At 53.9% G+C, this 24,287-nt stretch carries 22 protein-coding genes, 2 tRNA genes and 1 other annotated feature; of the genes, 2 read left to right on the forward strand and 22 right to left on the reverse strand.

The genetic code is table 11. The annotated features are described in order from the left end of the window. Positions 1 to 74: 74 nt before the first annotated feature. The 13 genes from rpoC to coaBC form a co-directional block, all read right to left on the reverse strand. Complete coding sequence (gene rpoC, locus NI21_RS0115615; RefSeq protein ID WP_033127133.1) at positions 75 to 3,803, reverse strand: DNA-directed RNA polymerase subunit beta'; 3,729 nt, start codon at positions 3,801 to 3,803, stop codon at positions 75 to 77. Positions 3,804 to 3,817: 14 nt separating this feature from the next. Then, positions 3,818 to 7,675 carry a DNA-directed RNA polymerase subunit beta gene (locus NI21_RS0115620; RefSeq protein WP_033127134.1) on the reverse strand — a complete coding sequence of 1,286 codons (3,858 nt, stop codon included), beginning with the start codon at positions 7,673 to 7,675 and terminating at the stop codon, positions 3,818 to 3,820. Between the two features lie 416 nt (positions 7,676 to 8,091). Beyond that, the gene (rplL, locus tag NI21_RS0115625) at positions 8,092 to 8,469 is read right to left on the reverse strand and encodes a 50S ribosomal protein L7/L12 (protein ID WP_033127135.1); all 378 of its coding nucleotides are present in this window, start codon (positions 8,467 to 8,469) and stop codon (positions 8,092 to 8,094) included. Positions 8,470 to 8,592: 123 nt separating this feature from the next. Next, positions 8,593 to 9,159: a 50S ribosomal protein L10 gene (gene rplJ, locus NI21_RS0115630; RefSeq protein WP_033127136.1), complete on the reverse strand. Its 567-nt coding sequence runs from the start codon at positions 9,157 to 9,159 to the stop codon at positions 8,593 to 8,595. Positions 9,160 to 9,211: 52 nt separating this feature from the next. Beyond that, positions 9,212 to 9,357 (reverse strand) — a sequence feature (ribosomal protein L10 leader region). A 225-nt stretch (positions 9,358 to 9,582) separates the two neighbouring features. Next, complete coding sequence (gene rplA / locus NI21_RS0115635; protein WP_033127137.1) at positions 9,583 to 10,275, reverse strand: 50S ribosomal protein L1; 693 nt, start codon at positions 10,273 to 10,275, stop codon at positions 9,583 to 9,585. A gap of 73 nt (positions 10,276 to 10,348) precedes the next feature. Continuing rightward, positions 10,349 to 10,774, reverse strand: a complete 426-nt coding sequence (gene rplK / locus NI21_RS0115640) for a 50S ribosomal protein L11 (RefSeq protein WP_033127138.1) — start codon at positions 10,772 to 10,774, stop codon at positions 10,349 to 10,351. A gap of 52 nt (positions 10,775 to 10,826) precedes the next feature. Further along, positions 10,827 to 11,342, reverse strand: a complete 516-nt coding sequence (nusG, locus tag NI21_RS0115645; RefSeq protein WP_033127139.1) for a transcription termination/antitermination protein NusG — start codon at positions 11,340 to 11,342, stop codon at positions 10,827 to 10,829. Between the two features lie 25 nt (positions 11,343 to 11,367). Next, on the reverse strand, positions 11,368 to 11,565 hold the full coding sequence (gene secE, locus NI21_RS0115650) for a preprotein translocase subunit SecE (protein ID WP_033127140.1): 198 nt from the start codon (positions 11,563 to 11,565) through the stop codon (positions 11,368 to 11,370). 24 nt (positions 11,566 to 11,589) lie between these two features. Then, positions 11,590 to 11,739 carry a 50S ribosomal protein L33 gene (gene rpmG / locus NI21_RS16645; protein WP_074017771.1) on the reverse strand — a complete coding sequence of 50 codons (150 nt, stop codon included), beginning with the start codon at positions 11,737 to 11,739 and terminating at the stop codon, positions 11,590 to 11,592. A 409-nt stretch (positions 11,740 to 12,148) separates the two neighbouring features. Beyond that, positions 12,149 to 12,220: transfer RNA gene (locus tag NI21_RS0115655), tRNA-Cys, on the reverse strand. 91 nt (positions 12,221 to 12,311) lie between these two features. Further along, on the reverse strand, positions 12,312 to 13,394 hold the full coding sequence (locus NI21_RS0115660) for a hypothetical protein (RefSeq protein ID WP_052084214.1): 1,083 nt from the start codon (positions 13,392 to 13,394) through the stop codon (positions 12,312 to 12,314). Between the two features lie 11 nt (positions 13,395 to 13,405). After that, on the reverse strand, positions 13,406 to 14,044 hold the full coding sequence (locus NI21_RS0115665) for a lactate utilization protein (RefSeq protein ID WP_033127141.1): 639 nt from the start codon (positions 14,042 to 14,044) through the stop codon (positions 13,406 to 13,408). 51 nt (positions 14,045 to 14,095) lie between these two features. Further along, a complete protein-coding gene (coaBC, locus tag NI21_RS0115670; RefSeq protein ID WP_033127142.1) occupies positions 14,096 to 15,286 on the reverse strand; it encodes a bifunctional phosphopantothenoylcysteine decarboxylase/phosphopantothenate--cysteine ligase CoaBC in 1,191 nt (396 codons plus the stop codon). Between the two features lie 88 nt (positions 15,287 to 15,374). Here coaBC and NI21_RS0115675 point away from each other — a divergent pair, with 88 nt between their 5' ends. After that, positions 15,375 to 15,998, forward strand: a complete 624-nt coding sequence (locus NI21_RS0115675) for an ECF transporter S component (RefSeq protein ID WP_033127143.1) — start codon at positions 15,375 to 15,377, stop codon at positions 15,996 to 15,998. A 76-nt stretch (positions 15,999 to 16,074) separates the two neighbouring features. On the opposite strand, the gene NI21_RS0115680 is transcribed toward NI21_RS0115675, so the two are convergent. From NI21_RS0115680 to NI21_RS0115705, 6 genes are all read right to left on the reverse strand, one after another. Then, a complete protein-coding gene (locus NI21_RS0115680) occupies positions 16,075 to 16,905 on the reverse strand; it encodes an ABC transporter ATP-binding protein (RefSeq protein WP_369792852.1) in 831 nt (276 codons plus the stop codon). A 13-nt stretch (positions 16,906 to 16,918) separates the two neighbouring features. Further along, positions 16,919 to 18,454 carry a glycine betaine ABC transporter substrate-binding protein gene (locus NI21_RS0115685; RefSeq protein ID WP_033127144.1) on the reverse strand — a complete coding sequence of 512 codons (1,536 nt, stop codon included), beginning with the start codon at positions 18,452 to 18,454 and terminating at the stop codon, positions 16,919 to 16,921. Then, positions 18,448 to 19,125: a 4Fe-4S binding protein gene (locus NI21_RS0115690; RefSeq protein ID WP_033127145.1), complete on the reverse strand. Its 678-nt coding sequence runs from the start codon at positions 19,123 to 19,125 to the stop codon at positions 18,448 to 18,450. The genes NI21_RS0115685 and NI21_RS0115690 overlap by 7 nt, the downstream gene beginning before the upstream one ends. 47 nt (positions 19,126 to 19,172) lie before the next feature. Beyond that, positions 19,173 to 20,027 (reverse strand): nitroreductase family protein, encoded by an 855-nt coding sequence (locus NI21_RS0115695; protein WP_033127146.1) that lies wholly within the window; start codon positions 20,025 to 20,027, stop codon positions 19,173 to 19,175. Positions 20,028 to 20,253: 226 nt separating this feature from the next. Next, positions 20,254 to 20,805 carry a flavodoxin family protein gene (locus tag NI21_RS0115700; protein ID WP_033127147.1) on the reverse strand — a complete coding sequence of 184 codons (552 nt, stop codon included), beginning with the start codon at positions 20,803 to 20,805 and terminating at the stop codon, positions 20,254 to 20,256. A 29-nt stretch (positions 20,806 to 20,834) separates the two neighbouring features. Beyond that, positions 20,835 to 21,380, reverse strand: a complete 546-nt coding sequence (locus tag NI21_RS0115705) for a flavodoxin family protein (protein ID WP_033127148.1) — start codon at positions 21,378 to 21,380, stop codon at positions 20,835 to 20,837. A 153-nt stretch (positions 21,381 to 21,533) separates the two neighbouring features. Here NI21_RS0115705 and NI21_RS0115710 point away from each other — a divergent pair, with 153 nt between their 5' ends. Next, positions 21,534 to 21,866 (forward strand): helix-turn-helix domain-containing protein, encoded by a 333-nt coding sequence (locus NI21_RS0115710; protein ID WP_033127149.1) that lies wholly within the window; start codon positions 21,534 to 21,536, stop codon positions 21,864 to 21,866. 151 nt (positions 21,867 to 22,017) lie between these two features. On the opposite strand, the gene NI21_RS0115715 is transcribed toward NI21_RS0115710, so the two are convergent. The 3 genes from NI21_RS0115715 to NI21_RS0115725 all read right to left on the reverse strand — a co-directional run bounded on the left by NI21_RS0115715 (position 22,018) and on the right by NI21_RS0115725 (position 24,058). Next, positions 22,018 to 22,090: transfer RNA gene (locus tag NI21_RS0115715), tRNA-Asn, on the reverse strand. Positions 22,091 to 22,236: 146 nt separating this feature from the next. Next, positions 22,237 to 23,295 (reverse strand): M56 family metallopeptidase, encoded by a 1,059-nt coding sequence (locus NI21_RS0115720; RefSeq protein WP_191428896.1) that lies wholly within the window; start codon positions 23,293 to 23,295, stop codon positions 22,237 to 22,239. 388 nt (positions 23,296 to 23,683) lie between these two features. Continuing rightward, complete coding sequence (locus NI21_RS0115725; RefSeq protein ID WP_033127151.1) at positions 23,684 to 24,058, reverse strand: BlaI/MecI/CopY family transcriptional regulator; 375 nt, start codon at positions 24,056 to 24,058, stop codon at positions 23,684 to 23,686. Positions 24,059 to 24,287: the final 229 nt, after the last annotated feature.

The following is a 24,287-nucleotide window of genomic DNA, read 5'->3' on the forward strand; positions in this document are numbered from 1 at the left end:
AGAGCGGAAGATGCCTGCGCATCTTCCGCCCCGTTGCTTTTATGATGATCTGCTTTTTACTTTGCATGAAGCTCCTACTGAAGGATGATGTCAGAGTCGTCGGCCGCAGCCTCTGTCTCTGCTTCTCCCTCCGCTGTCTCCTGCTCCTCCGGCGCGGAGTTGTCTGTCTTCTCTGTCAGCTGAGCATCCGGCAGCTCATCGGCGGATACCATGTCATCCGCCAGGATCTCATCGTCCTCTTCCTCCACGGCCAGATCTGTGCTGAGCTTGACATCCCGGTACTTTCTCATACCTGTACCGGCCGGAATGTGCTTACCGATGATGACGTTCTCCTTCAGACCTACCAGCGGGTCAACCTTGCCCTTGATGGCAGCCTCTGTCAGCACCTTGGTTGTCTCCTGGAAGGAGGCAGCTGACAGGAAGGAGTTTGTTGCAAGGGAGGCCTTGGTGATACCCAGCATGATCTGCTCGCCTGTGGCCGGCTCCTTGCCCTCTGCCATGAGCTCTTTGTTCTTGTCCTCGAACTCCAGCGCATCCACCATGGTGCCCGGCAGATAGCCTGTGTCTCCGCTCTCTTCCACGCGGATCTTCTTCAGCATCTGGCGCACGATAACCTCAATGTGCTTGTCGTTGATATCAACACCCTGGAGACGGTATACGCGCTGTACCTCCTGGATCATGTAATCCTGCACAGCCCGAAGTCCCTTGATCTTCAGGATATCGTGGGGGTTCACGCTACCTTCAGTGAGCTCGTCGCCGGCCTCCAGCACCTGTCCGTCCTGGATCTTGATGCGTGATCCGTAGGGGATGAGGTAGGCCTTGGACTCGCCTGTCTCGTCGTTGGTAACGATGACCTCGCGCTTTTTCTTTGTATCGTTGATCGTCGCTTTTCCTGCAAACTCTGTGATGATGGCAAGACCCTTCGGCTTTCTGGCCTCGAAAAGCTCCTCCACACGAGGAAGACCCTGTGTGATGTCGTCTCCGGCCACACCGCCGGTGTGGAAGGTACGCATGGTCAGCTGTGTACCCGGCTCACCGATGGACTGAGCCGCGATGATGCCGACTGCCTCACCTACCTGAACAGGCTCGCCTGTTGCCATGTTGGCGCCGTAACACTTTGCGCACACGCCGTTGTGGCAGCGGCAGGTCAGGATGGTGCGGATCTTGATCTTCTTGGGCGTCTCGCCGTTCTCGTCCACGCCCTTCTTCATGATCAGCTCTGCCCTCTTCGGGGTCACCATATGGTTGGCCTTCACGAGCACATTGCCGTCTTTATCTTTGATGCTCTCGCACAGGTAGCGCCCTGTGATACGCTCCTGCAGGCTCTCGATTTCCTCGTTGCCCTCCATAAATGCATGGACGTACATGCCGGGGATCTCCTCACCCTCCTGGCGGCAGTCCACCTCACGGATGATGAGCTCCTGGGAGACGTCTACCAGACGTCTTGTCAGGTAACCGGAGTCGGCTGTTCGAAGAGCTGTATCGGACAGACCCTTACGCGCTCCGTGGGCTGACATGAAGTACTCCAGTACGTCCAGACCCTCACGGAAGTTGGACTTGATAGGCAGCTCGATGGTACGTCCTGTCGTATCTGCCATCAGTCCACGCATGCCGGCAAGCTGTTTGATCTGCTTGTCAGAACCACGGGCTCCTGAGTCAGCCATCATGAAGATGTTGTTGTATTTATCCAGACCGGAAAGCAGCGCCTCTGTCAGGGCGTCGTCAGTTGCCTTCCATGTTTCTACGACTTCTTTGTATCGCTCCTCCTCTGTGATCAGACCACGCTTGAAGTTCTTTGTGATCCGGTCCACAGTCTCCTGCGCCTGCTCGATCATCTCCGGCTTCTGCGGCGGCACGGTCATGTCGGAAATAGACACGGTCATGGCCGCTCTTGTGGAGTATTTGTAGCCGATGGCCTTTACATTGTCCAGCACCTCTGCGGTGGCTGTGGCGCCGTGGGTGTTGATGACCTTCTCCAGGATCTGCTTGAGCTGCTTCTTGCCCACATGGAAGTCGATCTCCGGAAGGAGCTCATTTCCCTCCACCTCGCGGTCTACAAAGCCAAGGTCCTGGGGGATGATCTCGTTGAAGAGCATCCTTCCAAGAGTGGAGGCGATGGTACCTGTCTTCACGGTTCCGTCAGGCATAGTCCTGGACACACGCACCCTGATCTTGGAGTGGAGTGTCAGCGCCTGGTTCTCGTAGGCCAGGATAGCCTCGTTTACGCTCTTGAAGAACTTGCCCTCTCCCAGCGCTCCCGGTCTCTCCTGTGTCAGATAGTAGATACCGAGGACCATATCCTGTGAGGGAACGGCCACCGGTCCGCCGTCTGAAGGCTTCAGAAGGTTGTTCGGTGAGAGCAGAAGGAAACGGCACTCTGCCTGGGCCTCAACGGACAGGGGCAGATGGACAGCCATCTGGTCTCCGTCGAAGTCCGCGTTGTAGGCGGTACATACAAGGGGATGAAGCTTGATGGCTTTACCCTCTACCAGGATAGGTTCAAATGCCTGGATACCAAGCCTGTGCAGCGTAGGAGCACGGTTCAGCATGACCGGGTGCTCCTTGATGACATCCTCCAGCACATCCCATACCTCGGGCTGGAGCCTTTCCACCATCTTCTTTGCGTTCTTGATGTTGTGGGCTGTGCCGTTCTGTACCAGCTCTTTCATAACGAAGGGCTTGAACAGCTCGATGGCCATCTCCTTGGGGAGGCCGCACTGGTAGATCTTCAGCTCAGGTCCCACGACGATAACGGAACGTCCGGAGTAGTCTACACGCTTTCCAAGAAGGTTCTGACGGAAACGTCCGGATTTTCCTTTCATCATATCAGAGAGTGACTTCAGGGCGCGGTTTCCGGGTCCTGTGACCGGACGGCCCCTTCTTCCGTTGTCGATAAGGGCGTCCACCGCCTCCTGGAGCATTCTCTTCTCGTTTCTAACGATAATGTCCGGCGCGCCCAGCTCGAGCAGGCGTTTCAGACGGTTGTTTCTGTTGATGATCCTTCTGTAAAGGTCATTTAAGTCGCTGGTGGCGAAACGTCCGCCGTCCAGCTGTACCATAGGACGGAGATCCGGCGGGATCACCGGGATGGCTGTCAGGATCATCCACTCCGGCTTGTTTCCGGACTCCCGGAAGGCTTCCACTACCTCCAGGCGCTTCACGATCCTTGCCCTCTTCTGGCCGCTGGCCCCTTCCAGGCCGGCTGTCAGCTCCTCGTACTCTTTGTCCAGGTCGATGGTCTCCAGAAGCTCCTTGATGGCCTCAGCACCCATTCCCACACGGAAGGCGCTGCCCCATTTCTCTCTCGCTTCCTGGTACTCCTGCTCAGACAGCACCTGTTTGTACATCAGGTCTGTCTCGCCCTTGTCCAGCACGATGTAGGAGGCAAAGTAGAGCACCTTCTCCAGAGTCCTGGGGGACAGATCCAGGATCAGTCCCATGCGGCTCGGGATCCCCTTAAAGTACCAGATATGTGACACCGGAGCGGCCAGGGCGATATGGCCCATACGCTCGCGGCGCACGCTGGATTTCGTCACTTCGACGCCGCAGCGGTCGCAGACAACGCCTTTGTAACGGATCTTTTTATATTTACCACAATGACACTCCCAGTCCTTGCTGGGTCCGAAGATGCGCTCACAGAACAGGCCGTCCTTTTCCGGCTTCAGCGTCCTGTAGTTGATGGTCTCCGGCTTTGTGACCTCGCCTCTGGACCACTCAAGGATCTTCTCCGGTGACGCCAACCCGATCTTGATGGCGTCAAAGGTCATTGTCTGATAGGTTTGTTCCTTTTTTGTTTCCGGCATACTGGCACCCCTTCCTAAAATTCATCGTCTGATATTTCGTTAAACTCGATACCCAGATCGTCGTCCTCGGCATCGCTGTCAGGCTCTTCCACGTCCACAAGCTCCTCGCCCTGGAATTCCTGCGCAGTGTAGCCGTGGTCTCCCAGGTTCTCGTCGTCACTGTGGTATTTTCTGTCCTCGTTCATCAGTGAGCGGAAATCTGTCTCTCCCATATCCACGGTCTCCAGGATCTCCACCTCTTCGCCGCCCTGCAGCACGCGGACATCCAGCGCCAGTGACTGCAGCTCCTTGAGCAGTACCTTGAAGGCCTCGGGAATACCTGGCTCCGGAATGTTCTCCCCTTTGATGATGGCCTCGTATGTCTTCACACGCCCCACCACATCGTCGGATTTCACTGTCAGGATCTCCTGCAGTGTGTAGGATGCACCGTAGGCCTCCAGAGCCCAAACCTCCATCTCTCCGAAACGCTGTCCGCCGAACTGGGCTTTTCCTCCCAGAGGCTGCTGTGTTACCAGTGAGTAGGGGCCGGTAGAGCGGGCATGGATCTTGTCGTCTACCAGGTGGTGCAGCTTCAGATAGTGCATGTGCCCGATGGTAACCGGGCTGTCGAAGAACTCGCCGGTACGGCCGTCCCGCAGACGCACCTTACCGTCTCTGGAGATGGGAACCCCCTTCCACAGCTCTCTGTGGTCTCTGTTGTCAGAGAGATACTGGAGTACCTCCGGGAGCAGCTCCTCTTTGTGTTTTGCCTCAAACTCTTCCCAGCTCAAGTTCACGTAGTCGTTGGCCAGATCCAGAGTGTCCATGATATCGTTCTCGTCAGCTCCGTCAAATACCGGTGTGGCAATGTTGAAGCCCAGGGCCTTGGCAGCCAGCGACAGATGGATCTCCAGCACCTGTCCGATGTTCATACGGGAAGGCACGCCCAGCGGGTTCAGCACGATGTCCAGAGGACGTCCGTTTGGCAGGAAGGGCATATCCTCCACGGGAAGCACACGGGAAACGACACCCTTGTTTCCGTGACGTCCGGCCATCTTGTCACCCACGGAGATCTTTCTCTTCTGGGCAATGTAGATGCGGACCGCCTGGTTCACGCCGGGTGACAGCTCGTCGCCGTTCTCCCTTGTAAACACTTTGGCATCCACCACGATACCGTACTCGCCGTGGGGTACCTTCAGGGAGGTGTCTCTCACCTCTCTGGCCTTCTCGCCAAAGATGGCGCGCAGAAGTCTCTCCTCCGCTGTCAGCTCTGTCTCTCCCTTGGGAGTTACTTTTCCGACAAGGATATCGCCTGCGCGGACCTCAGCGCCGATGCGGATGATTCCTCTCTCATCCAGGTTCTTCAGGGCGTCATCACCCACGCCGGGGATGTCCCTTGTGATCTCCTCAGGTCCCAGCTTGGTGTCGCGGGCCTCCGCCTCGTACTCTTCTATATGAATGGATGTGTAAACGTCGTCCTGTACCAGCCTCTCGCTTAAGAGAACCGCGTCCTCGTAGTTGTAGCCCTCCCATGTCATGAAGCCGATGAGGGGGTTCTTTCCAAGGGCCATCTCGCCGTTGGATGTGGAAGGTCCGTCCGCGATGACTTCACCCTTCTCCACCCGGTCGCCCTTGAAGACGATAGGTCTCTGGTTGTAGCAGTTGCTCTGGTTGCTTCGCTGGAACTTGGTCAGCTTGTATTTCTTAAGCATGCCGTCATCCTGACGGATGGTGATCTCATTAGAGGTGGAGCGCTCTACAACGCCGCCCTCCTCTGCCAGCACGCACACGCCGGAGTCAACAGCTGCCTTCTCCTCCATACCTGTACCAACCACAGGGGCCTCGGTCATGAGAAGCGGCACTGCCTGGCGCTGCATGTTGGATCCCATCAGCGCACGGTTGGCGTCGTCGTTCTGCAGGAAGGGGATCAGGGCTGTCGCCACGGAGAACACCATCTTCGGGGACACGTCCATGTAGTCGAACATGGAGCGCTCATACTCCTGTGTCTCCTCCCGGTAACGACCGGACACATTTTTGTGTACGAAATGACCTTCCTCATCCAGAGGCGTGTTCGCCTGCGCCACATGATAGTTGTCCTCTTCATCTGCTGTCATGTAGACAACTTCGTCTGTGACTCTCGGATTTTTCGGGTCAGATTTATCTATTTTTCTGTACGGAGCCTCAACAAATCCGTACTGGTTGATCCTCGCGTAGCATGCGAGGGAGTTGATCAGACCGATGTTGGGTCCCTCAGGCGTCTCGATGGGGCACATTCTTCCGTAGTGGGAATAATGTACGTCGCGGACCTCAAATCCGGCACGGTCTCTGGACAGACCGCCAGGTCCGAGGGCGGACAGACGTCTCTTGTGAGTCAGCTCGCCCAGAGGGTTGTTCTGATCCATGAACTGGGACAGCTGGGAGGATCCGAAGAACTCCTTCACAGCAGCGGTCACAGGCTTGATATTGATCAGGGACTGGGGTGAAATGCCCTCCAGATCCTGTGTGGTCATCCTCTCTCGAACCACTCTCTCCAGACGGGACAGACCGATCCTGTACTGGTTCTGGAGCAGCTCGCCCACGGCGCGGATACGACGGTTGCCCAGGTGGTCGATGTCATCGTCATTTCCAAGGCCGTACTCCAGATGGATATTATAGTTAATGGAAGCAAGAATATCTTCCTTTGTAATATGCTTCGGGATCAGGTCGTGGATATCCCGCTTGATGGCGCTCTTGAGCTCGTCGATATCCCCTGCCGTCTCCTCCAGAAGCCCGGACAGCACAGGATAGTATACCAGCTCTGTCACGCCCACTTCCTTGGGATCAATGTCCACGATGGACTGCAGGTCCACCATCATGTTGGAGAGGACTTTTACCTTTCTCTCCTCCTCCGGCCTGTCGATCCACACGTAGGGAATGGCCGCGTTCTGGATGTCGTCCGCCATCTCTCTTGTCAGCTTGGTGCCCGCCTCGGCAATCACCTCTCCGGTGATGGGGCTCACCGCGTCCTCGGCCAGCACGTGACCTGCGATGCGGTTTCTCAGCATCAGCTTCTTGTTGAATTTATAGCGTCCGACTTTGGCAAGGTCGTAGCGTCTCGGATCAAAGAACATGCTTGTGATCAGGCTCTCCGCGCTGTCCACCGCGAGCGGCTCGCCGGGACGGATCTTCTTGTACAGCTCGAGAAGACCTTCCTGGTAGTTTGTAGCAGCATCCTTCTCAAAGCTGGCCAGGATCTTGGGCTCCTCGCCGAACAGGTCAATGATCTCGGGATTGGTCCCAATGCCGAGGGCGCGGATCAGCACAGTGATCGGCACCTTCCTTGTTCTGTCTACACGCACATAGAAAACGTCATTTGAATCTGTCTCATATTCCAGCCATGCTCCCCGGTTTGGAATGACAGTGGAGGAAAACAGTCTTTTACCCAGCTTGTCATGCGCGATGCCGTAGTAGATACCGGGCGAACGCACGAGCTGGCTTACGATAACTCGCTCTGCACCATTGATCACAAAAGTTCCCGTCGCTGTCATCAGCGGCAGGTCTCCCATGAAGATCTCATGCTCATTGATCTCGTCTGTCTCCTTGTTGTGAAGCCTTACGCGCACCTTCAGCGGGGCCGCATAGGTGGCATCGCGCTCCTTACACTCCTCGATCGAGTACTTTACGTCTTTCTCGCACAAGGTGAAATCCACAAACTCCAGGCTGAGCTTGCCGCTGTAGTCTGTGATCGGAGAAATGTCATCAAATACTTCTTTTAATCCCTCGTCAAGGAACCACTGATAGGAGTCTTTCTGGACTTCGATCAGGTTGGGCATCTGAAGCACTTCTTTTTGCCTGGAATAGCTCATGCGGGAATTTTTTCCACTTTTAATAGGACGAATTCTGTTTTTCTCCATATGACGTTTCACTCCTCGTTTATTTTTTGTGAGGTTTAACCGAGCAAACCCCCTGTTTTTATTACACTCTCGCACATTGTGCCATCGATAATGACACAGTTTTTCATAATGATGCACCCTATATAATACAACAAGCCCTGGAGGGGTGTCAAGGACTTTTTTAATTTCAGACGTAATACTTTTGAAAAGTATTACGTCTGAAATTAAGTCAACCGGTGTATCGTTGTGCATGTATCCCCGGGGAATTGTGTCCCAACAGACACAATTCCCGATCCCGCCGCATTTCCGCTTCCAACAAAAGCGCGAAAAAAGGCCGCTTGCGGGTCTTCTGTTGTAAAACCCTCAAGCGGTCCTCTCTGTTTTTTATAAACAATTTGTCATGTTCAAATTTATATGCTTTGCTCTGAACACTTGAATTATTTAAGGTTAACCTCTGCGCCCTCAGCCTCGAGTTTAGCCTTGATCTCCTCAGCCTCAGCCTTGGAAGCGCCCTCTTTAACAACCTTCGGTGCGCCGTCAACAAGCTCTTTAGCCTCTTTCAGGCCAAGACCTGTGATCTCACGAACAACCTTGATAACCTTAACCTTGGAAGCGCCTGCTGCTACAAGCTCTACATCAAACTCGTCCTTCTCCTCTGCTGCTGCAGCTCCGTCTCCGGCTGCTGCCGCAACTACAACGCCTGCTGCTGCAGATACGCCGAACTCTTCTTCGCATGCTTTAACTAACTCGTTTAATTCTAATACTGATAACTCTTTGATCGCATCGATCATTTCAGCTGTTGTTAACTTAGCCATTTCATTGTCCTCCATTAATTTCTTTTTGATTTTTTAATCTTCCAAACCCTGTTTGGTGTCTCTGCTGGCTGCTGTCAGGCAGCTGCCAGTCGTCTGCTTTTCCTGTCAGACTCAAACCGCTGATTACTCAGCCGGTGTCTCTGCTGCCTCTGCTGCGGGAGCTTCCTCAGCCGGAGCCTCTGCGCTCTCCTCTGCAGGAGCGGCCTCTCCACCCTGCTCTGCGATCTGCTTGATAACGCGAGCAAAGTTTGTGATCGGTGACTGCATGCTTCCAAGCAGTCTGGAGAGAAGCTCTTCTCTTGACGGGATCTTAGCCAGTTCAGTCAGTCCAGCAACGTCGTAAACTGTTCCTTCGACAACACCGCCCTTTAACTCAAGAGCCTTTGCATCCTTAGCGAATTTGCACAGGATCCTTGCCGGAGCTGTAGCGTCATCCTTAGAGATGGCGATAGCGCTGGGGCCTTCCAGATGCTCTTCCAGAGCAGCGAACTCTGTTCCCTCAAAAGCTCTCTTCATCATTGTGTTCTTGCAGACTTTGTAGATGATACCAGCTTCTCTTAACTGCTTACGGAGCTCTGTGTCCTGAGCAACAGTTAATCCGCGGTAGTCAACCAGCACGACTGACTCAGCGCCTGTGATGTCATCAACAATCGCCTGAACGATAGGCTGTTTTAACTCAACTTTTGCCACGAATGGTGCACCTCCTTGTTAGATTTTGGTTCTTGCACCGCCGACAGATTGATGGCTGAATAAAAATCCCCTCTGCGCCCAAAGACACAGAGGGGTAGAAATTCATACACAACGTACTAAATCTATTCTTCCTCGGCAGGCGTTTTCATACTTACGCTTTTCAGCACCTGCTGTCTTCGGCAGTTACTACTGTAATTTAGCACACTTGTTTATACTTGTCAATGTATTTTTCAACTTTTTCCGGTTTTTTATAGCTCTACACCGGGTATTACTCGGTTTTTCTGCGCCTGCTTCTGACTGCCGCGCAGACCGCCACAGCTCCTGCCACCACACTCTCTGGCAGTGCAACAGAAAAACACCCCGGGCACTGTTCTCAAAACAATGTCTCCGGGGTGTGTATATGCGTCAATCTCTGCTCTCTGATTAAGCCAGCTTAACCGGATTAAGCTTCACGCCAGGTCCCATTGTAGATGTAAGTGTCACGCTCTTTAAGAACTGACCCTTTACAGCTGCCGGTCTGGCCTTGTTGATCGCATCAATAAGCGTCTGGAAGTTGTCTGCAAGCTGCTCCTCGGTAAAGGAAGCCTTACCGATCGGCACGTGGATAATGTTTGTCTTGTCAAGTCTGTATTCGATCTTACCAGCTTTGATGTCCTGGATTGCCTTTGTAACATCCATGGTTACTGTTCCAGCCTTCGGGTTCGGCATCAGGCCCTTGGGTCCAAGTACACGTCCGAGACGTCCAACAACGCCCATCATGTCTGGTGTAGCAACTACTACGTCGAACTCAAACCAGTTCTCGTTCTGGATCTTCGGGATCAGCTCATCGCCGCCTACGTAGTCAGCGCCTGCTGCCTTTGCCTCCTCAGCCTTTGCGTCTTTCGCAAACACGAGGATGCGCACCTTCTTACCAGTTCCGTGGGGCAGTACAACGGCGCCGCGGATCTGCTGATCAGCGTGACGTCCGTCACAGCCTGTTCTGATGTGAGCCTCAATAGTCTCATCGAATTTTGCCACTGCTGTCTTCTTTACTAAAGAAATTGCCTCTTCTTTGTCGTAGAGTGTTCCTCTCTCGATAGCTTTTGCAGCTTCTGTATATTTCTTTCCTCTTTTCATTTTAAAAAATACCTCCTTGTGGTAATGTCGGGATAACCCTCCCACTTACTGTTCCTGTTGACTCAAATCGCTCTTACTCTTCTACTGTAACACCCATGCTCCTGCATGTACCTGCGATCATGCTCATAGCTGCCTCAAGGCTTGCTGCGTTCAGGTCAGGCATCTTTGTCTCAGCGATCTCCTGAAGCTGAGCCTTTGTGATCTTTGCAACTTTCTGTTTGTTCGGCACACCGGAACCGGATTTCAGATTGCAGGCCTTCTTGATCAGGACTGCTGCCGGAGGTGTCTTTGTAACGAAGCTGAAGCTTCTGTCGTTGTAAACGGTGATTACTACAGGGATAATCAGATCTCCCTGGTCAGCTGTCTTTGCGTTGAACTGCTTTGTGAACTCAACAATGTTAACTCCGTGCTGTCCAAGTGCAGGTCCGACCGGAGGAGCCGGAGTTGCCTTGCCGGCAGGAATCTGTAATTTGATATAACCTTCTACTTTTTTTGCCATTTTCATTACCTCCTTGTGGTATTGTCGGGACGGACGTCCCTCCCACTACTGACTACAATTTTTTCACTTCAGCGAAACTTATTTCTACTGGCGTTTCGCGGCCAAACAGCTCAACATTGATGGTCAGGCTCTGCTTAGCGGCATTGATGGACTGCACAACACCCACTGTATCCGCCCATGCACCGGCGATGACCTTGACGCTGTCGCCCACCTCGTAATCCACCACGTAATTCTCGCGCCGGATGCCAAGGGGCGCCATCTCCTCGTCTGTCAGGGGTACCGGCTTGGAGCCAGGTCCCACAAACCCTGTCACACCTCTTGTGTTGCGGACCACATACCATGTGTCGTCATTCATGATCATGTGAATGAGCACATAGCCGGGGAACATCTTTTTCTGTGTTACCTTCTGCACCCCGTTCTTCGTCTCCACAACATCCTCCAGTGGAACCCGCACCTCCAGGATCTGCGCCTCCAGATGTCTGTTCTCCACTGTCTTGTCAATGTTGGCCTTCACTTTGTTCTCATACCCGGAATAGGTATGAACAACGTACCATTTTGCCTCTGACATATAATCACCTTTCTTGCTTACAGTCTTACAGTCCTACTAAAAAATCTACTCCGTTCTGCGCAAGGAAATCGATGATCGCGATGATGATCCCCAGCACGACGGATACGGAAACAACCGCTGCTGTCTGTTTAGCAAGTGTCACCTTGTCTGGCCAGATGATCTTTTTGAATTCTGAGCTAAGACCCTTGAACCAGCTTTTCTTCTGAGTTTTTTCCTTACTCACGACATTCACTCCTTTTGCCAGCGACTATTTTGTTTCTTTGTGCAATGTGTGTGATTTACAGAATCTGCAGTATTTCTTTGTTTCCATGCGCTCCGGATGAGTTTTCTTATCCTTCGTCATGTTGTAGTTACGATGCTTGCACTCTGTACACTCTAATGTAATTCTTGTACGCACAACTTCCACCTCGCTTCATTTTCTTAATGTTGACGTGTTGCCCCGGCGGTCTTGAACCGGGCGCCTTAAATTTAGGCATAAAAAAAAGACCTGCTTCCATCGCCACAATAATATACCATAGTATAGCGTTGGAAGTCAAGCCTGTTTTTTGGGGCATGCTTTGTCTGTGTTTTTTGGGGCATGCTTTGTCTGTGCTTTTCCTTAATCCAGTTCCTTACATATTTAAATATAATTTAAATATAAGCCTTCTGCCTTTTCCCGTCCTGCTGTAGAGATACTCCGCGGCCCGGCCAAGGAAGTACCACAGAAGCTCTTCTTTGTTTCGCAGCATGAGCCTTTAAGTAAATATTTGTATATGAAAAAGAAAAATACCAGCTCTTGGCTGATATTTCTCTCACTTCTCTATAAGAGGCGCAGACCGGATTTGAACCGGTGAATCGAGGTGTTGCAGACCTGTGCCTTACCACTTGGCTACTGCGCCACAGTGTCCCGTTTTTGCGGAACACTCATATTATAGCAAACTGAAACCCATTCGTCAATGAAAAGATTTAGAAATTTTCAGGAGAAATTTTTCAGAGCTCTGTCTGCTTCCCATAATACTGTTCTCTCGCGAACCGGTTGAGGGCCTCGCCGTCAAAGGGAACCACGATCACTTTGCTGGCGTGGCCGTCGTTTCCCTTGTCCTCCTCCTTGGGCAGATCCAGGACAGCGAAGGTCATGGCCTTCACGATCCCGTACTCCATGTATACACCGGGCCGCTCGATCTTATCCCACCTGTTGACCACATCAGAATTTTCATATCTCAGGAAATCCACAGTGGGCGAGTAGGCAATCCCGTCCGCCAGCTTCCAGCTGTCCAGTCCATTCTCGGAAATGATGTAAAAGGCCTTTCTGGTGCTCCACTGGTTCACCACACAGTGATACAGGCCGCCGCTGTACCAGAGCACCGGATCCTCCATGTTCACCATGGGCAGGCCCTCCACCTGAGGCCAGAGATTTTCCTGCTCCAGCTGGAAGGTGTCCAGGATACTGCCCCGGCACAGGGCGATGAGTCCATCTCTGTTCAGCAGCTCGTAGGCCCCGTCCGGCCGCAGGATGATGCAGATGTTGGCCCGGAAGAAATATCCCCGATCCAGCTTCACCGGCCCCCGGTACACCCATCTTCCCTCGTCCAGGCTGTCCGTGGTAAAAATATCTCCGGGCCGGGTGTCGCTGACAATCGCTGCGTATTTCCCTGCCGGATCGTCCTCCCGCAGCCGGAAGACGTACACATTGTGGCCCAGTCCGCCCTGGCTGTCCGGCCAGAGCACCCGCTCCCTCTGGTTATAGGGGCCGTACAGGCAGTCGCTGACCGCCTCCACGGCCAGGGAGCCACTCCAGCCCCCTTCTCCGTTTACCTTCTCAAACCCATCCGCCTCGTTCCAGCGGCTGGCAAACAGATGATACTTTCCGCACCCATCCTCGTCGCGCAGGATCGTCCCGTCCCAGTATGTATAATTCACCTTGCCGGTCAGGGCCGGATCCTCCAGCACCTTGTCCTCCAGTCCATTGTCCTGGTCTCTGGGGATAACGCCCCTGGCTCCCCAGCAGCTCTCCTCAAGCTTTCCCACCACAGGCATGGGGAGAAAGCAGTCCATAAACCGTCTGATCTCCATTTTCTGTCTCCTTAAAATCCCATCTCATCGTTCACAAGGATCACCTTGATCCTGCCTTTTTCTTTGGAGTACCTTGTCACAAGCACCTGGCAGCACACCGTGTCCGGGGATTTGCAGTTTGCGCATACGCCTGTCCTGGAGCAGGGCGTGTCCAGCCCGAACCTCTGGGCATTGATAGGCGCCGCCTCATGGCGAGCTCTGGACACAGCGTCCTCCACGCTCTTTACCAGCTTGTTCATACCCACGATCATGATTACATTGGCAGGTCCCCAGGAAATGCAGGCCACTCTGTTGGCTGTCCCGTCCACATTGACAAGGACGCCGTCCTCTGTGATGGCATTCGTGCTGCACAGGAAATAGTCGCTGTCAAAGATCTGAAGCTGCGTCTTTCTCTTTTCCTCCGGCGTCTTGCAGGTATCCCGGTTATAGACCGTATAATTTCCGGAGCAGACCGCGTCCAGAAGCCCCATCTCCTTGATGGACATGGAACCGCCCCAGCCCACGGAGCTGCCCTCCGGGATCAGCTCCAGCGCCTTTTTCAGCGCTTCCTCTTTAGACTGCGCATAGTAGCCCTCCATATTCCTTGACTCCAGGCCCTTGATCACCCTCTGAGCCGCCAGTTCATTTCTCTTTCTTCTGTTTGCATCCATATGTAATACCCCCTTTTATTATCTCCATTATAGCGCGGAACTGTCTCCCTGTTAAATGCGGGCCAGGATCTCGTCCAGCATCCTTACTGCCACCTCATCCTTGCTCATGAGCTCCAGCTCTTTTTCCATATCTGCCGTGATGATGGTCACCACGTTGGTGTCTGTCCCAAAGCCGGCCCCCTGCACCTTCAGGTTATTTGCCACGATCATGTCCAGGTTTTTCCTCGCCAGCTTGGCCCGGGAGTTCTCCAGCATGTTCTGGGTCTCCATGGAAAATCCGCAGAGGAACTGTCCCGGTCTCTTGTGCTGCCCGAGATACCCCAGGATATCGTCGGTCCTCTCCATGGCGATGGCCAGGTCGCCGTCGGACTTCTTGATCTTCTCGTCGCTTGTAACTGCCGGGCGGTAGTCGGCCACCGCCGCGGCCTTGATAACCACATCCATATCTCCGCTCCCTGCCACCACGGCCTCGTACATGTCCCTGGCCGACACCACCGGGACCACATCCACAAAGAGAGGGGGCTCCAGGGCCGTCTGCCCGGTCACGAGGGTCACCTTGGCTCCCCGCAGGGCGCAGATCTTCGCAATGCTGTAGCCCATCCGCCCGGTGGAGTGGTTGGTGATGTACCGCACCGGATCGATCCGCTCCTGGGTGGGTCCCGCCGTCACAAGAACCTTCTTTCCCTCCATATCCTTCGGGAAGGCACAGGCCATGAGCACGTACTGGAAGAGGACGTCCGGCTCCGGCATTTTCCCCTTGCCCACGTCCCCGCAGGCCAGCCGGCCTGCTGCCGGCTCCACCACAGTCATGCCATATTTTCTCAGCTTTTCCAGATTGTCCTGGGTCACCGGATTGTCGTACATCCGGGTATTCATGGCGGGCACCACGATCTTGGGACAGTCGCAGGCCAGCACCGTGGTGGTCAGCATATCGTCCGCGATCCCGCAGGCCAGCTTGGCGATCACGTTGGCCGTGGCCGGCGCGATGATCACCGCATCCGCCCGGGAGGCCAGGGAGACATGCTCCGTGCTGTACTCGTGGTTCCGGTCAAATGTATCTGTATGACATCTCTGGTTCGTCAGTCCCTCGAAGGTCAGAGGAGAGATGAACTCTCTTGCGTGATCCGTCATGATCACCTGCACATCCGCCCCGGCCTTTATGAGAAGGCTCGTCAGATAGGCGCTCTTGTATGCGGCGATCCCTCCCGTCACCCCCAGGATCACTGTCTTTCCTTTCAGCATATTGTCAAATCCTTCCTTTCATGCTATACTTTCCGCGTAATTGTATTATATCCCGACAGCGGGAATGATAACAAGGAGGAATTGAATAATGAAAGAAAAAAAACGTGACACCAGATGGATGGTCTGTGTTGCACTTATGGCAGCAATCGTCATCGTCCTCGCGAACACACCGCTTGGCATGATCCAGCTCCCGGTAATTAAGGCGACAACAGTACACATTCCCGTCATCATCGGAGCTGTGCTCCTGGGCCCTCTGGCCGGCGGCATTTTAGGCGGCGTCTTCGGTATCTGCTCTCTTGTAAGCAACACCATGGCACCCACCCTTCTGTCCTTTGCCTTCTCGCCCTTTATGAGCACCACCGGACTTCCCGGCGTTCTGAAAGCCCTCTGGATCTCCGTGGGATGCCGCATCCTCATCGGCGTGGTATCCGGCTGGCTGTGGAAGCTCTTCGAGAAGGTTCATTTGAACCAGACTATCGCCCTTCCCATCACCGGATTTGTGGGCGCCATGGTCAACACAGTGACTGTCATGGGCAGCATTTACCTGCTCTTCGCCCAGCAGTACGCCCAGGCACAGAACGTAGGCATCACAGCCGTGTGGGGCCTGATCATGGGAACCATCACTGCCTCCGGCATCCCGGAAGCCATCGCCTCGGCGGTTCTCGTGCTGGCACTGGGAAAGGTTTTGCTCAGATTTATGAAAAGAATATAAGTTTTTTGCTGTCCGGCGTAGGCCGGGCAGCATTTTTTCAGTTCCGCAGCACATCCGCAAGGTCTCGCTCTCCCCTCTACCTCCCCGCCGCGCCGCTGAACTCACAGTCCTTCAGCCGTTCCTCCGGCAGGTGGCAGGTCCTTCTCTCCCTCTCCACAAGCCGCTCCACAAAGGGAGTGGCGGGCCGACTGAGGAGCTCCGCCGGAGGGGCGTACTGCTGGATTTCCCCCTGATCCAGGACCAGTACCTTTGTCCCCAGCTTCAGCGCCTCGCCGATGTCGTGGGTCACAAAGAGCACTGTGATCCCGGTCTCCCTGTAGATCCGTAGGAGCTCCTCCTGGAGCTGGCCTCTGGTAATCTCATCCACAGCGCCGAAGGGCTCATCCATGAGCAGGATCTCCGGGGATGCGGCCAGCGCCCGGGCGATCCCCACCCTCTGCTGCTGCCCGCCGGAGAGCTCTGCCGGATACCTCTCCTTCAGTTCCTCATCAAGCCCCACAATCTTCATCCACTTTGACACTGCCGCCTTTGTCCTGGCTCTGTCCCGGCCATTCAACAGGCTGGGCACATAGGAAATATTCTGCTCCACCGTCATGTGGGGAAACAGGACGCTCCCCTGGATGGCGTAGCCAATCCCCCGGCGCAGCCGGGTCTGGTCCTTGTCCCGGATGTTCTCCCCGTGAATGAGGATATCCCCTGCATCGGGCCGGATCAGACCGTTCACCATCTTCAGCGCCGTAGTCTTGCCGCAGCCGGAGGAGCCGATGATGGTGACAAACTCTCCCTTTCTCACCTGGAGGCTGAAATGCTCCATGACCACCTTTTCCCCGTATACCTTTTTGATGTCCTTAAATTCGATCTCTATATTCATTTCTGTATTCGTTACTGTATTCATCTCTGTACTCATCCTTGCATCCTCCTTACAGAAGCCCGCGGCTCTCGAGGAATTCCTCCGCCACGTCCCTTGGCTCCCTGCCCTCTGTCTCCACTGCGTAGTTCATGGCAGCCATGTCGCTGTCCGTAATAATCCCGGTCACCTTTTCAAATACCTGCTCCAGCTCCGGGTGCTCCTCCAGTACCTGGCTGCGGACCACATTGCCGCACATGTAGGAGGGATAGAACTGCTTATCGTCCTCCAGCACAGTCACGTCCGAAGCGGAGAGCTGGCCGTCCGTGGTGAAGATCACCATGACATCGATCTGCCCCTGGTCTATGGCCTGGTATTTCAGCCCGATATCCATGTCCATGGTCTCCCTGAAATGGAACCCGTAGGTGTCACAGAGGGCGTCGTAACCGTCCTCCCGCTCAAAGAAATCGTACTCCGCCCCGAACACAAGCTGATCAGACACCGCGGCAAGATCCGAGTATGTCTTCAGGTCATACTGCTCCGCGATCTCCCGGCGGACCACCAGGCCGTAGGTGTTGTTGAACCCGTACATGCCGGTCCACTCCATAGAGAGCTCCTCATTGTAATACTTCTGCAGACTGTCAAAGAGATCCTCTGTGTACAGTCCATCCTCTTTCATGACCATGTTCCAGGCGGTGCCGGTGTACTCCGGGTACATGTCAAACTCTCCGCTCTCCATGGCCGGCTCTATATTGGAAGTGCCGCCGCCCACACCCTGGGTCAGCTCTACATTCAGGTCCGTGTCCTTCTCTATGAGAATATCCAGCATCTCTCCCAGCACATACTGCTCGGTCATGGGCTTTGTCGCAATGCGGATCGTATCCTGGGTCTGCCTTCCAGACAGCGTGGCGATAAGCAGGCAGGCACAGAGAACCAGAGCGGCCGCGCCCAGCGCCCGGTTGGTCTTCCTGGCCCTGGCGCTGCGCTTCCGCAGCCTCTTCTCTACAAATCCCAGAAGGGAATCCACCAGAAGCGCCAACAGGGCGATGAGCAGACTCCCCGCCATGGTCATGGCGCTGTTGTTAGTGGTAATGCCCCGGTAAATGGCAACGCCCAGGCCGCCGGCTCCAATAAAGGAGGCGATACCTGCAAGGGCAATGGTCATGGTCACCATGCTGCGGATGCCGGACATGATCACCGGCATGGCAAGGGGCAGCCGAACCTTCAGGAGAATCTGCATCCGGGTGCTGCCCATGCCTTTAGCCGCCTCCAGGATTGCCGGATCCACGTTCGCTATACCCGTGTGGGTGTTCCGCACCATGGGAAGGAGGGCATACACCGTGAGGGCGATGACAGCCGTGGCATCCCCCACTCCGGAAAAGGGAATAAGAAATCCCAGCATGGAGATGGAGGGAATCGTGTAGAGAAAATTGATGACCGCCAGGGCGGGCTTTGCCGACCTGTCAAACTCGCTGATCAGAATTCCCATAAGGCCGCCCAGCAGGACAGCGATCAGAATGGCTGTCAGGGAAATCCCCAGATGCTCTCCCAGGAGCCCCAGGAAGAAATCCCTTCTTTCTATTAACAGTGTGATCATCTCTCTTAGCATGCTCTCTCTCCTCTCCTTACAATGGCGCTCACAGGGCAGTTTTCCTGGCAGAGCCCGCAGTGCAGGCAGTTTTCCTGGCGGATCACATAGGGAGCACCGCTGTCCCCAGAAGCTTCCCGCCGCTCTTTACAGCGGTCCTCATGGCAGTCTGTACGCCGGTCTATACATTTCTGGGGGCAGCTTCGGCTGCATTTACCGCATCCGATGCAGGCCTCCGTGATGAGAAATCCTTTCTCCCTCGGGGCCTCCTCCCCCAGGACAAAGGACCATCTCTGAATGGGAGATTTTCCCAGATCAAAGAACTCCATCTGTCCCCCGTCCAGACAGAAGGGCTCCAGTATATATCTGCTGTCCCCCGGGTAGACGTCATTCATCACCGGGTTCTCCTCAAAAATGCGGTCGATCCACTTTTTCTGTTCCGGCACCTTCCACGCCTTTCCCTCCAGACGCACCATCTGGAAGTCCCGGTTCATGCCGGTCACCGCCACATAGCCTCCTTCTGTCAGCTCCCGGTAGAAGTCCTTTCCCCGGGCCGTACAGAAATACAGCCGTCCCTCTTCCACCAGCATGACGTCGATGATGCGGGCCCTTGGCCTGCCGTTTTCATCTGTGGTGGCAAATGTCACATCCTTTACCTCTCTCAAAATCTGCAGAAAATCCTGTGCGTTCATGATATTCTCCTCCAAAATGTATTCTAAAATGTATTCTGAAATGCGCTCTAAAATGCCGGCCGGTGTATCCGTCCCGGATCCACGGTCTTCTGTACGCCTCTCTTATAGGAAATCTCAGGATAGCCAAACCCTATGAACATCCCTGTATAGTGATCCTCGGGTATCTCCAGCATGGCCATGATCCGGGGCATCCTCTTAAGGGCTGCCAGAGGAAAGGTCAGCATCACGGCCCCCAGCCCCCTGGAGGCGCAGAGCAGCTCAAAATAGGTTCCTGCCACCAGCACGTCCTGCACTGGCTCCCCCTTTCCCAAAGGGGCGTGGGGAATGAGAAGGTGCGGCGCTCCACAAAAAAGCATATCCGGCCGAACGGTCTGTCGCCACCGCTTCATGTCCTCGTAGGACGCCCGGTCAAAGCCCTCCGGGTAAATGCCCTGCCCGGCCAGAGTCTCCATCTCACGGAAAGCCATGCTCCGCAGCCGCTTCATCCGCTCCTTGTCGTCGATCAGCGTGAACTCCACCTGCTGCTTGTTGCCCCCGTTGGGGGCATTTGCCAGCCGGCCGATCATGTCCCGGATGACGCCGGGATCCACATTCCGATCGTGGTAGCGCCTGCCGGAGTGCCTGTTGGCGATCAACGCGTCCAGCACCGGCGCCGCATCGGCAGCCTTCACCGGGGAGAGACTGTCCTCTGGCCGGTGCTCGAAAATGGAGAGGGCCCCCGCCGGGCAGACTGCCAGGCAGTGCTCACATTTCCAGCAGCCCTTCCAGCCGAATTCCTCAAACTCCGCCATTTGCACCTTTCCCTCCCCGTCCAGGGAGAGAATGCCTCCCGGGCAGACCCGGGTGCACAGCCCGCAGCCCATACATGTATTTCTATCCACCTGAAATCCTGTTTTATTCATGCTATGTTCATCTCCGCTTCTTTTCCGGCATTTCTGTCCTCCCTTTTCTGTGTTTATTTTATGAGCGGAGGTGCCCAGGCACAAGTACGCACTTTTTTGTGCCGTAGTTACCTGGCGGTAACCTCCGCCGCCAGGCCGTCTTTTTTTGAGCAACAGAAAAAGACCCCATGCCGCCTGTATAAGCGACATAGAGTCTTTAAAATCCTGTGAAATCATGCATGCGAAATTACCGGATAGACTTCCCCAGCTCGTAGGCCTCCTGAAGCTCCGGCTTCCCGTCGATATCTCCCACATCGCCGTTTCCGCCGGCCAGGACATGGCCCAGGTTCTCCCATCTCAGGTGCTCCATCAGATGGTCGTAGTAGAGAAGGACATCCTCAAATCCATTGCCCTCCGCGGCCATCAGAAGGGCGGAGGATCTGTCATGCCCTCTGAGGAGATTGCCGTCCCCCTCCTCCAGGGCAAACAGACGGTCAATGGCAGTCCGGATCTGGCCGCTCATGTTCCAGTAGTAAAGGGGCGTGGCAAAGATCACCACGTCGCACTCCCGCACCGCCGGGTAGATCTGCTCCATGTCGTCCTTCTGGACACAGGGACATTCCCTGCTGCTGTGGCCTCCAAAGCAGCCCTTGCATCCGTGGATATTCATGCTGTCCAGGAAGAATTCTGTCACTGTGTTGCCCGCGCTCTTCGCCCCCTCTGTAAAGGACTTTACAAGAGCTGATGTATTCCCCTTTTTCCGGGGACTTCCGTTTAAGATCACAATCTTCTTAGCCATATCTGTTCTCCTTTCCCTGATCGCCCCATTTAAAACTTATCTGCCAGAGCTGCCGCCTGGGCACAGCCGTCGGTCTTTGTAATATCTCCCACATTCAGCACGCCGGGGACAAGCACCTCGCCCACCATCTTCCATTTATTTAAGGCTGCGGTACGCTCCATGGGGATCCGCACGCCGTCCAGAACGGTCAGATCCTCCTCCTCGCAGCAGGCGATGAGAGCGCACTCCTTTCCCGCGATATCCTTGCCGCCCACCACCAGGGAATAGATGCGGTCTATCACCGCCTTGATCTGTGACGGGATGGAGTACCAGTAAACCGGCATGGTAAATACCAGTCCGTCCGCCTCCAGGATAGCCGGGGCAATGGTGTTGAAGTCGTCGTCAAAAGTACAGGCCTTCCCTGTGCTGTAGCATGTCTCGCAGGCATGGCAGCCGCCCAGCTTCATGGCAGCCGCGTCAAACCTTGTCACTGCGTATCCCTTTGCCTCGGCGGCTTTGATAAAGGCGTCTGTCATGGCAAAGCTGTTTCCGTTTTTCCTGGGACTTCCTGTGATCACAACGATTTTTTTACTCATAATCTATCTCTCCTCTTTTACTTATTTTGGCGGGATTGACATTCCCCGCTGCTGATATTACAATCATAGCAAGAATATGCCATAAAACAAGTACGCACATAAAAGTGCGATACTTACATCAAAGTATCATACTTACCTTAAGGAGAGTGTAAAATGGGCAAGAGATGCATTTCTAACGAAAACCTGAGCACTACCGGGTTCAGCTACACGCTGTCCCTCATCAACGGGAAATACAAGATGACTATCCTCTACACACTGATGGAGTTCGGGGTAGTGAGATTTAATGAGATGAAAAAATATATCGGGGGAATTTCCTACAAGACTCTGAGCTCCACCTTAAAGGAACTGGAGGCGGACCAGCTGGTCCACAGGGAGGAGTATCCCCAGATCCCGCCCAAGGTGGAGTACAGCCTGACGGAGAGAGGGAAATCCCTGATCCCCATCCTGGACGGGATGTGCGAGTGGGGAGACAAAAACCGGCTTTAAAGGGCCGGTTTTTGTCTGGCAGTGCATGCTTCTGTCCGATTTCCGCTTCCGCACTGCCTTCCCCTTTGACTCTATTCTATAACTGTAGGAAACACTATCAACTCTCCGCAAAAATAAAGCCCGTAAACATCACATTTACGGGCTTTTTAAGCTCCCCCTGTTGGACTCGAACCAACGACAACTCGGTTAACAGCCGAGTGCTCTACCGACTGAGCTAAGGAGGAATATTATAAGATTGTGTCGTCCTTATTATCTCGACAACAAATATATTCTACATCAAACTCACAGGCATTTCAAGTAGTTTTAACTATTTCTTTCTTGTTTTCTAATGCATGTTCTAATGCACATCATATCTCAGGTTCAGGATATCTCAGACGAAAGACTGGATTTTTTCCCAGTCAACAGAGTCCCTTATGTTGCAGAGCACAGTCCCTCTCTTTTCCGGATAACTGATTTCCAGATAACCGTCATATACCCGGAAGCTCACAGCCTCTGTAGTAACGCCTGACAGCTCATATCCGGCCGGTTCGGGGAGGATTTCATACGTATGTATCAGTCTTTCCACCTGCAGGCCGGAAAGATATTCGGTCAGCCCTTCTAAGTCCCTGACCTCCCGATCCTCCGTTTCATCTGTCATAAGCCATGCCTCAGAGAGGCTGTCCTCGCGGAGCCCTAAAACCTCCGCCGCAGGCGCTCTGTCTGTTGCAATGCTCATCTTCCCCATGGCAAGAACGCTCAGCGACATAACCGAAAACAGCAGGCCGACTCCGAGCTTCTTTTTCCCTGTCGTTACAATGGCGCGCATGCGATAGCGCAGGGTCCGGGCCGAAGAAGAAAGGCATGTCGTAAAGCCGCGGCCTTCCCCGGCTGTCGCAAGAAGCAGCTCCGCGTATTTTTTCCGCCTGTCCCCATCGTACTTCTCCAGGACTATCTCGTCACAGGAAAGCTCCAGGTCATCCTGCGCTCTCCTGACAGCCGTCCACACAAGAGGGTGCAGCCAGCCCAGTGCTTTGCAGAATTCCAGGAAAAATCTAGTATGCGTGTCTTCCCGCTGCACATGGTGCAGCTCATGGCAGAAGATCATCTCAGCCTCCTCCGCCGTGTAGGGACGCTCCGGCAGATAGGTAGCTCCCTTCTTCTTTCTCAGACCTATTGTAAGGGGCGTACCTATCAGGCTACTGTATCTCAGGTCAATGGATATATGTACATCGAGTTCACTTTTCATCTTCTCCCAGCTCTCAAGGATTGCCGGCTCCTCCACCGGACTTGAATTCCTTCTCAGGCTCATGGAAAACCACATGTGAGAAGCCATTTTCCACGCAAAAAGCACTAGGAAGCCCACTCCCCAGACAGCTATAAGCGCTCTCAGGGCCGTCCCCGGCACATACAGCACCGCCGTGGGAGGGCCCGGCCGCAGCAGATAAATCATATGGGGCTGATAAAACAGAAATACAGGCACCAGCCAAAGAACTGCGCATGTCCTGGCCGTGTAGCGGCGCCTGAGAGCAGGCAGGAGAAACAGAAGCCCTGAAAAATAGAGACTCACAAAAACAAAGACATCCACAAACAGACAAAGGCAATACTCCAGACCATCAGAAATACCATAAGCGCATATGTAAATCAACGGAAACAAGGCTAACATGATTGGAAGCACGATGGGGTCCATCCATACAACAGCCTTTTCTCTGTCTTCCATCCAGCCGACCGTTTTCCCATGCTCTGCACTCCAGGACTTCCGAAATCCGGCAGCCAGGATAGCCCCCAGGAAAACCGCCCAAAAAAACCGATATATGTACAAAATAGCCATATCAGACATGTTACAGCTCTCCTTTCTCAAGAAGACGTCTCAGTTCCTCCAACTCCTCCTTCGTAACCCCGCTGTCACACAGCGCTGTGGCAAAAGAAGCCACTGAGCCGTGAAACAGTTTGTCAAGAAAAGACCTGCTCTCTGCCGCCAAATATTCCTTTTCCTGTACCAGCGGCTCATACAGGTTTGTACGCCCTTCCTTTTTTAAAGATAAAAAACCTTTTTCGCACAGGCGCGTCAGGAGAGTGAGAATAGTCGTTGGCGCCAGCGGATGAACGTCCTGCAGTGCTTCCTCAATGTACATCCTGGATACAGGCGCAGGACTCGCCCATATGATCTGCATAATCTCCAGTTCGCTCTCCGGAAGGCGTTTGATTTCTCTCATTCTCATTGTGTGCTCCTTTTTGACTTCTCAACTTCCATTTTTGTTCTACATCTGTAGAAATATTATATTCTACAAACGTAGAAAAGTCAATAAAAAAAACAGAATGAGCCTTTAACGACTTCATTCTGCTCCATTTTCATGTACCTTCAAAACCACATACAAGAAATCTTATCTATCTTCCATCTTTCTTCCCGAACCGTGCGCTGCACTCACTTGAGGAAGTTCGAGC

This window comes from Eubacterium sp. ER2 (genome assembly GCF_000765215.1).
Lineage (GTDB): Bacteria > Bacillota > Clostridia > Lachnospirales > Lachnospiraceae > Claveliimonas > Claveliimonas intestinigallinarum.

What these genes read in the sequence shown, in the direction of transcription:
- rpoC (WP_033127133.1), bottom strand. Translation starts at nt 3,803, where the DNA reads ATGCCGGAAACAAAAAAGGAACAAACCTATCAGACAATGACCTTTGAC.
- NI21_RS0115620 (WP_033127134.1), bottom strand. Translation starts at nt 7,675, where the DNA reads ATGGAGAAAAACAGAATTCGTCCTATTAAAAGTGGAAAAAATTCCCGC.
- rplL (WP_033127135.1), bottom strand. Translation starts at nt 8,469, where the DNA reads ATGGCTAAGTTAACAACAGCTGAAATGATCGATGCGATCAAAGAGTTA.
- rplA (WP_033127137.1), bottom strand. Translation starts at nt 10,275, where the DNA reads ATGAAAAGAGGAAAGAAATATACAGAAGCTGCAAAAGCTATCGAGAGA.
- rplK (WP_033127138.1), bottom strand. Translation starts at nt 10,774, where the DNA reads ATGGCAAAAAAAGTAGAAGGTTATATCAAATTACAGATTCCTGCCGGC.
- nusG (WP_033127139.1), bottom strand. Translation starts at nt 11,342, where the DNA reads ATGTCAGAGGCAAAATGGTACGTTGTTCATACCTATTCCGGGTATGAG.
- NI21_RS0115660 (WP_052084214.1), bottom strand. Translation starts at nt 13,394, where the DNA reads ATGGAGATCAGACGGTTTATGGACTGCTTTCTCCCCATGCCTGTGGTG.
- NI21_RS0115665 (WP_033127141.1), bottom strand. Translation starts at nt 14,044, where the DNA reads ATGGATGCAAACAGAAGAAAGAGAAATGAACTGGCGGCTCAGAGGGTG.
- coaBC (WP_033127142.1), bottom strand. Translation starts at nt 15,286, where the DNA reads ATGCTGAAAGGAAAGACAGTGATCCTGGGGGTGACGGGAGGGATCGCC.
- NI21_RS0115675 (WP_033127143.1), top strand. Translation starts at nt 15,375, where the DNA reads ATGAAAGAAAAAAAACGTGACACCAGATGGATGGTCTGTGTTGCACTT.
- NI21_RS0115680 (WP_369792852.1), bottom strand. Translation starts at nt 16,905, where the DNA reads ATGAGTACAGAGATGAATACAGTAACGAATACAGAAATGAATATAGAG.
- NI21_RS0115685 (WP_033127144.1), bottom strand. Translation starts at nt 18,454, where the DNA reads ATGCTAAGAGAGATGATCACACTGTTAATAGAAAGAAGGGATTTCTTC.
- NI21_RS0115690 (WP_033127145.1), bottom strand. Translation starts at nt 19,125, where the DNA reads ATGAACGCACAGGATTTTCTGCAGATTTTGAGAGAGGTAAAGGATGTG.
- NI21_RS0115695 (WP_033127146.1), bottom strand. Translation starts at nt 20,027, where the DNA reads ATGAATAAAACAGGATTTCAGGTGGATAGAAATACATGTATGGGCTGC.
- NI21_RS0115700 (WP_033127147.1), bottom strand. Translation starts at nt 20,805, where the DNA reads ATGGCTAAGAAGATTGTGATCTTAAACGGAAGTCCCCGGAAAAAGGGG.
- NI21_RS0115705 (WP_033127148.1), bottom strand. Translation starts at nt 21,380, where the DNA reads ATGAGTAAAAAAATCGTTGTGATCACAGGAAGTCCCAGGAAAAACGGA.
- NI21_RS0115710 (WP_033127149.1), top strand. Translation starts at nt 21,534, where the DNA reads ATGGGCAAGAGATGCATTTCTAACGAAAACCTGAGCACTACCGGGTTC.
- NI21_RS0115720 (WP_191428896.1), bottom strand. Translation starts at nt 23,295, where the DNA reads ATGATTTATCTGCTGCGGCCGGGCCCTCCCACGGCGGTGCTGTATGTG.
- NI21_RS0115725 (WP_033127151.1), bottom strand. Translation starts at nt 24,058, where the DNA reads ATGAGAGAAATCAAACGCCTTCCGGAGAGCGAACTGGAGATTATGCAG.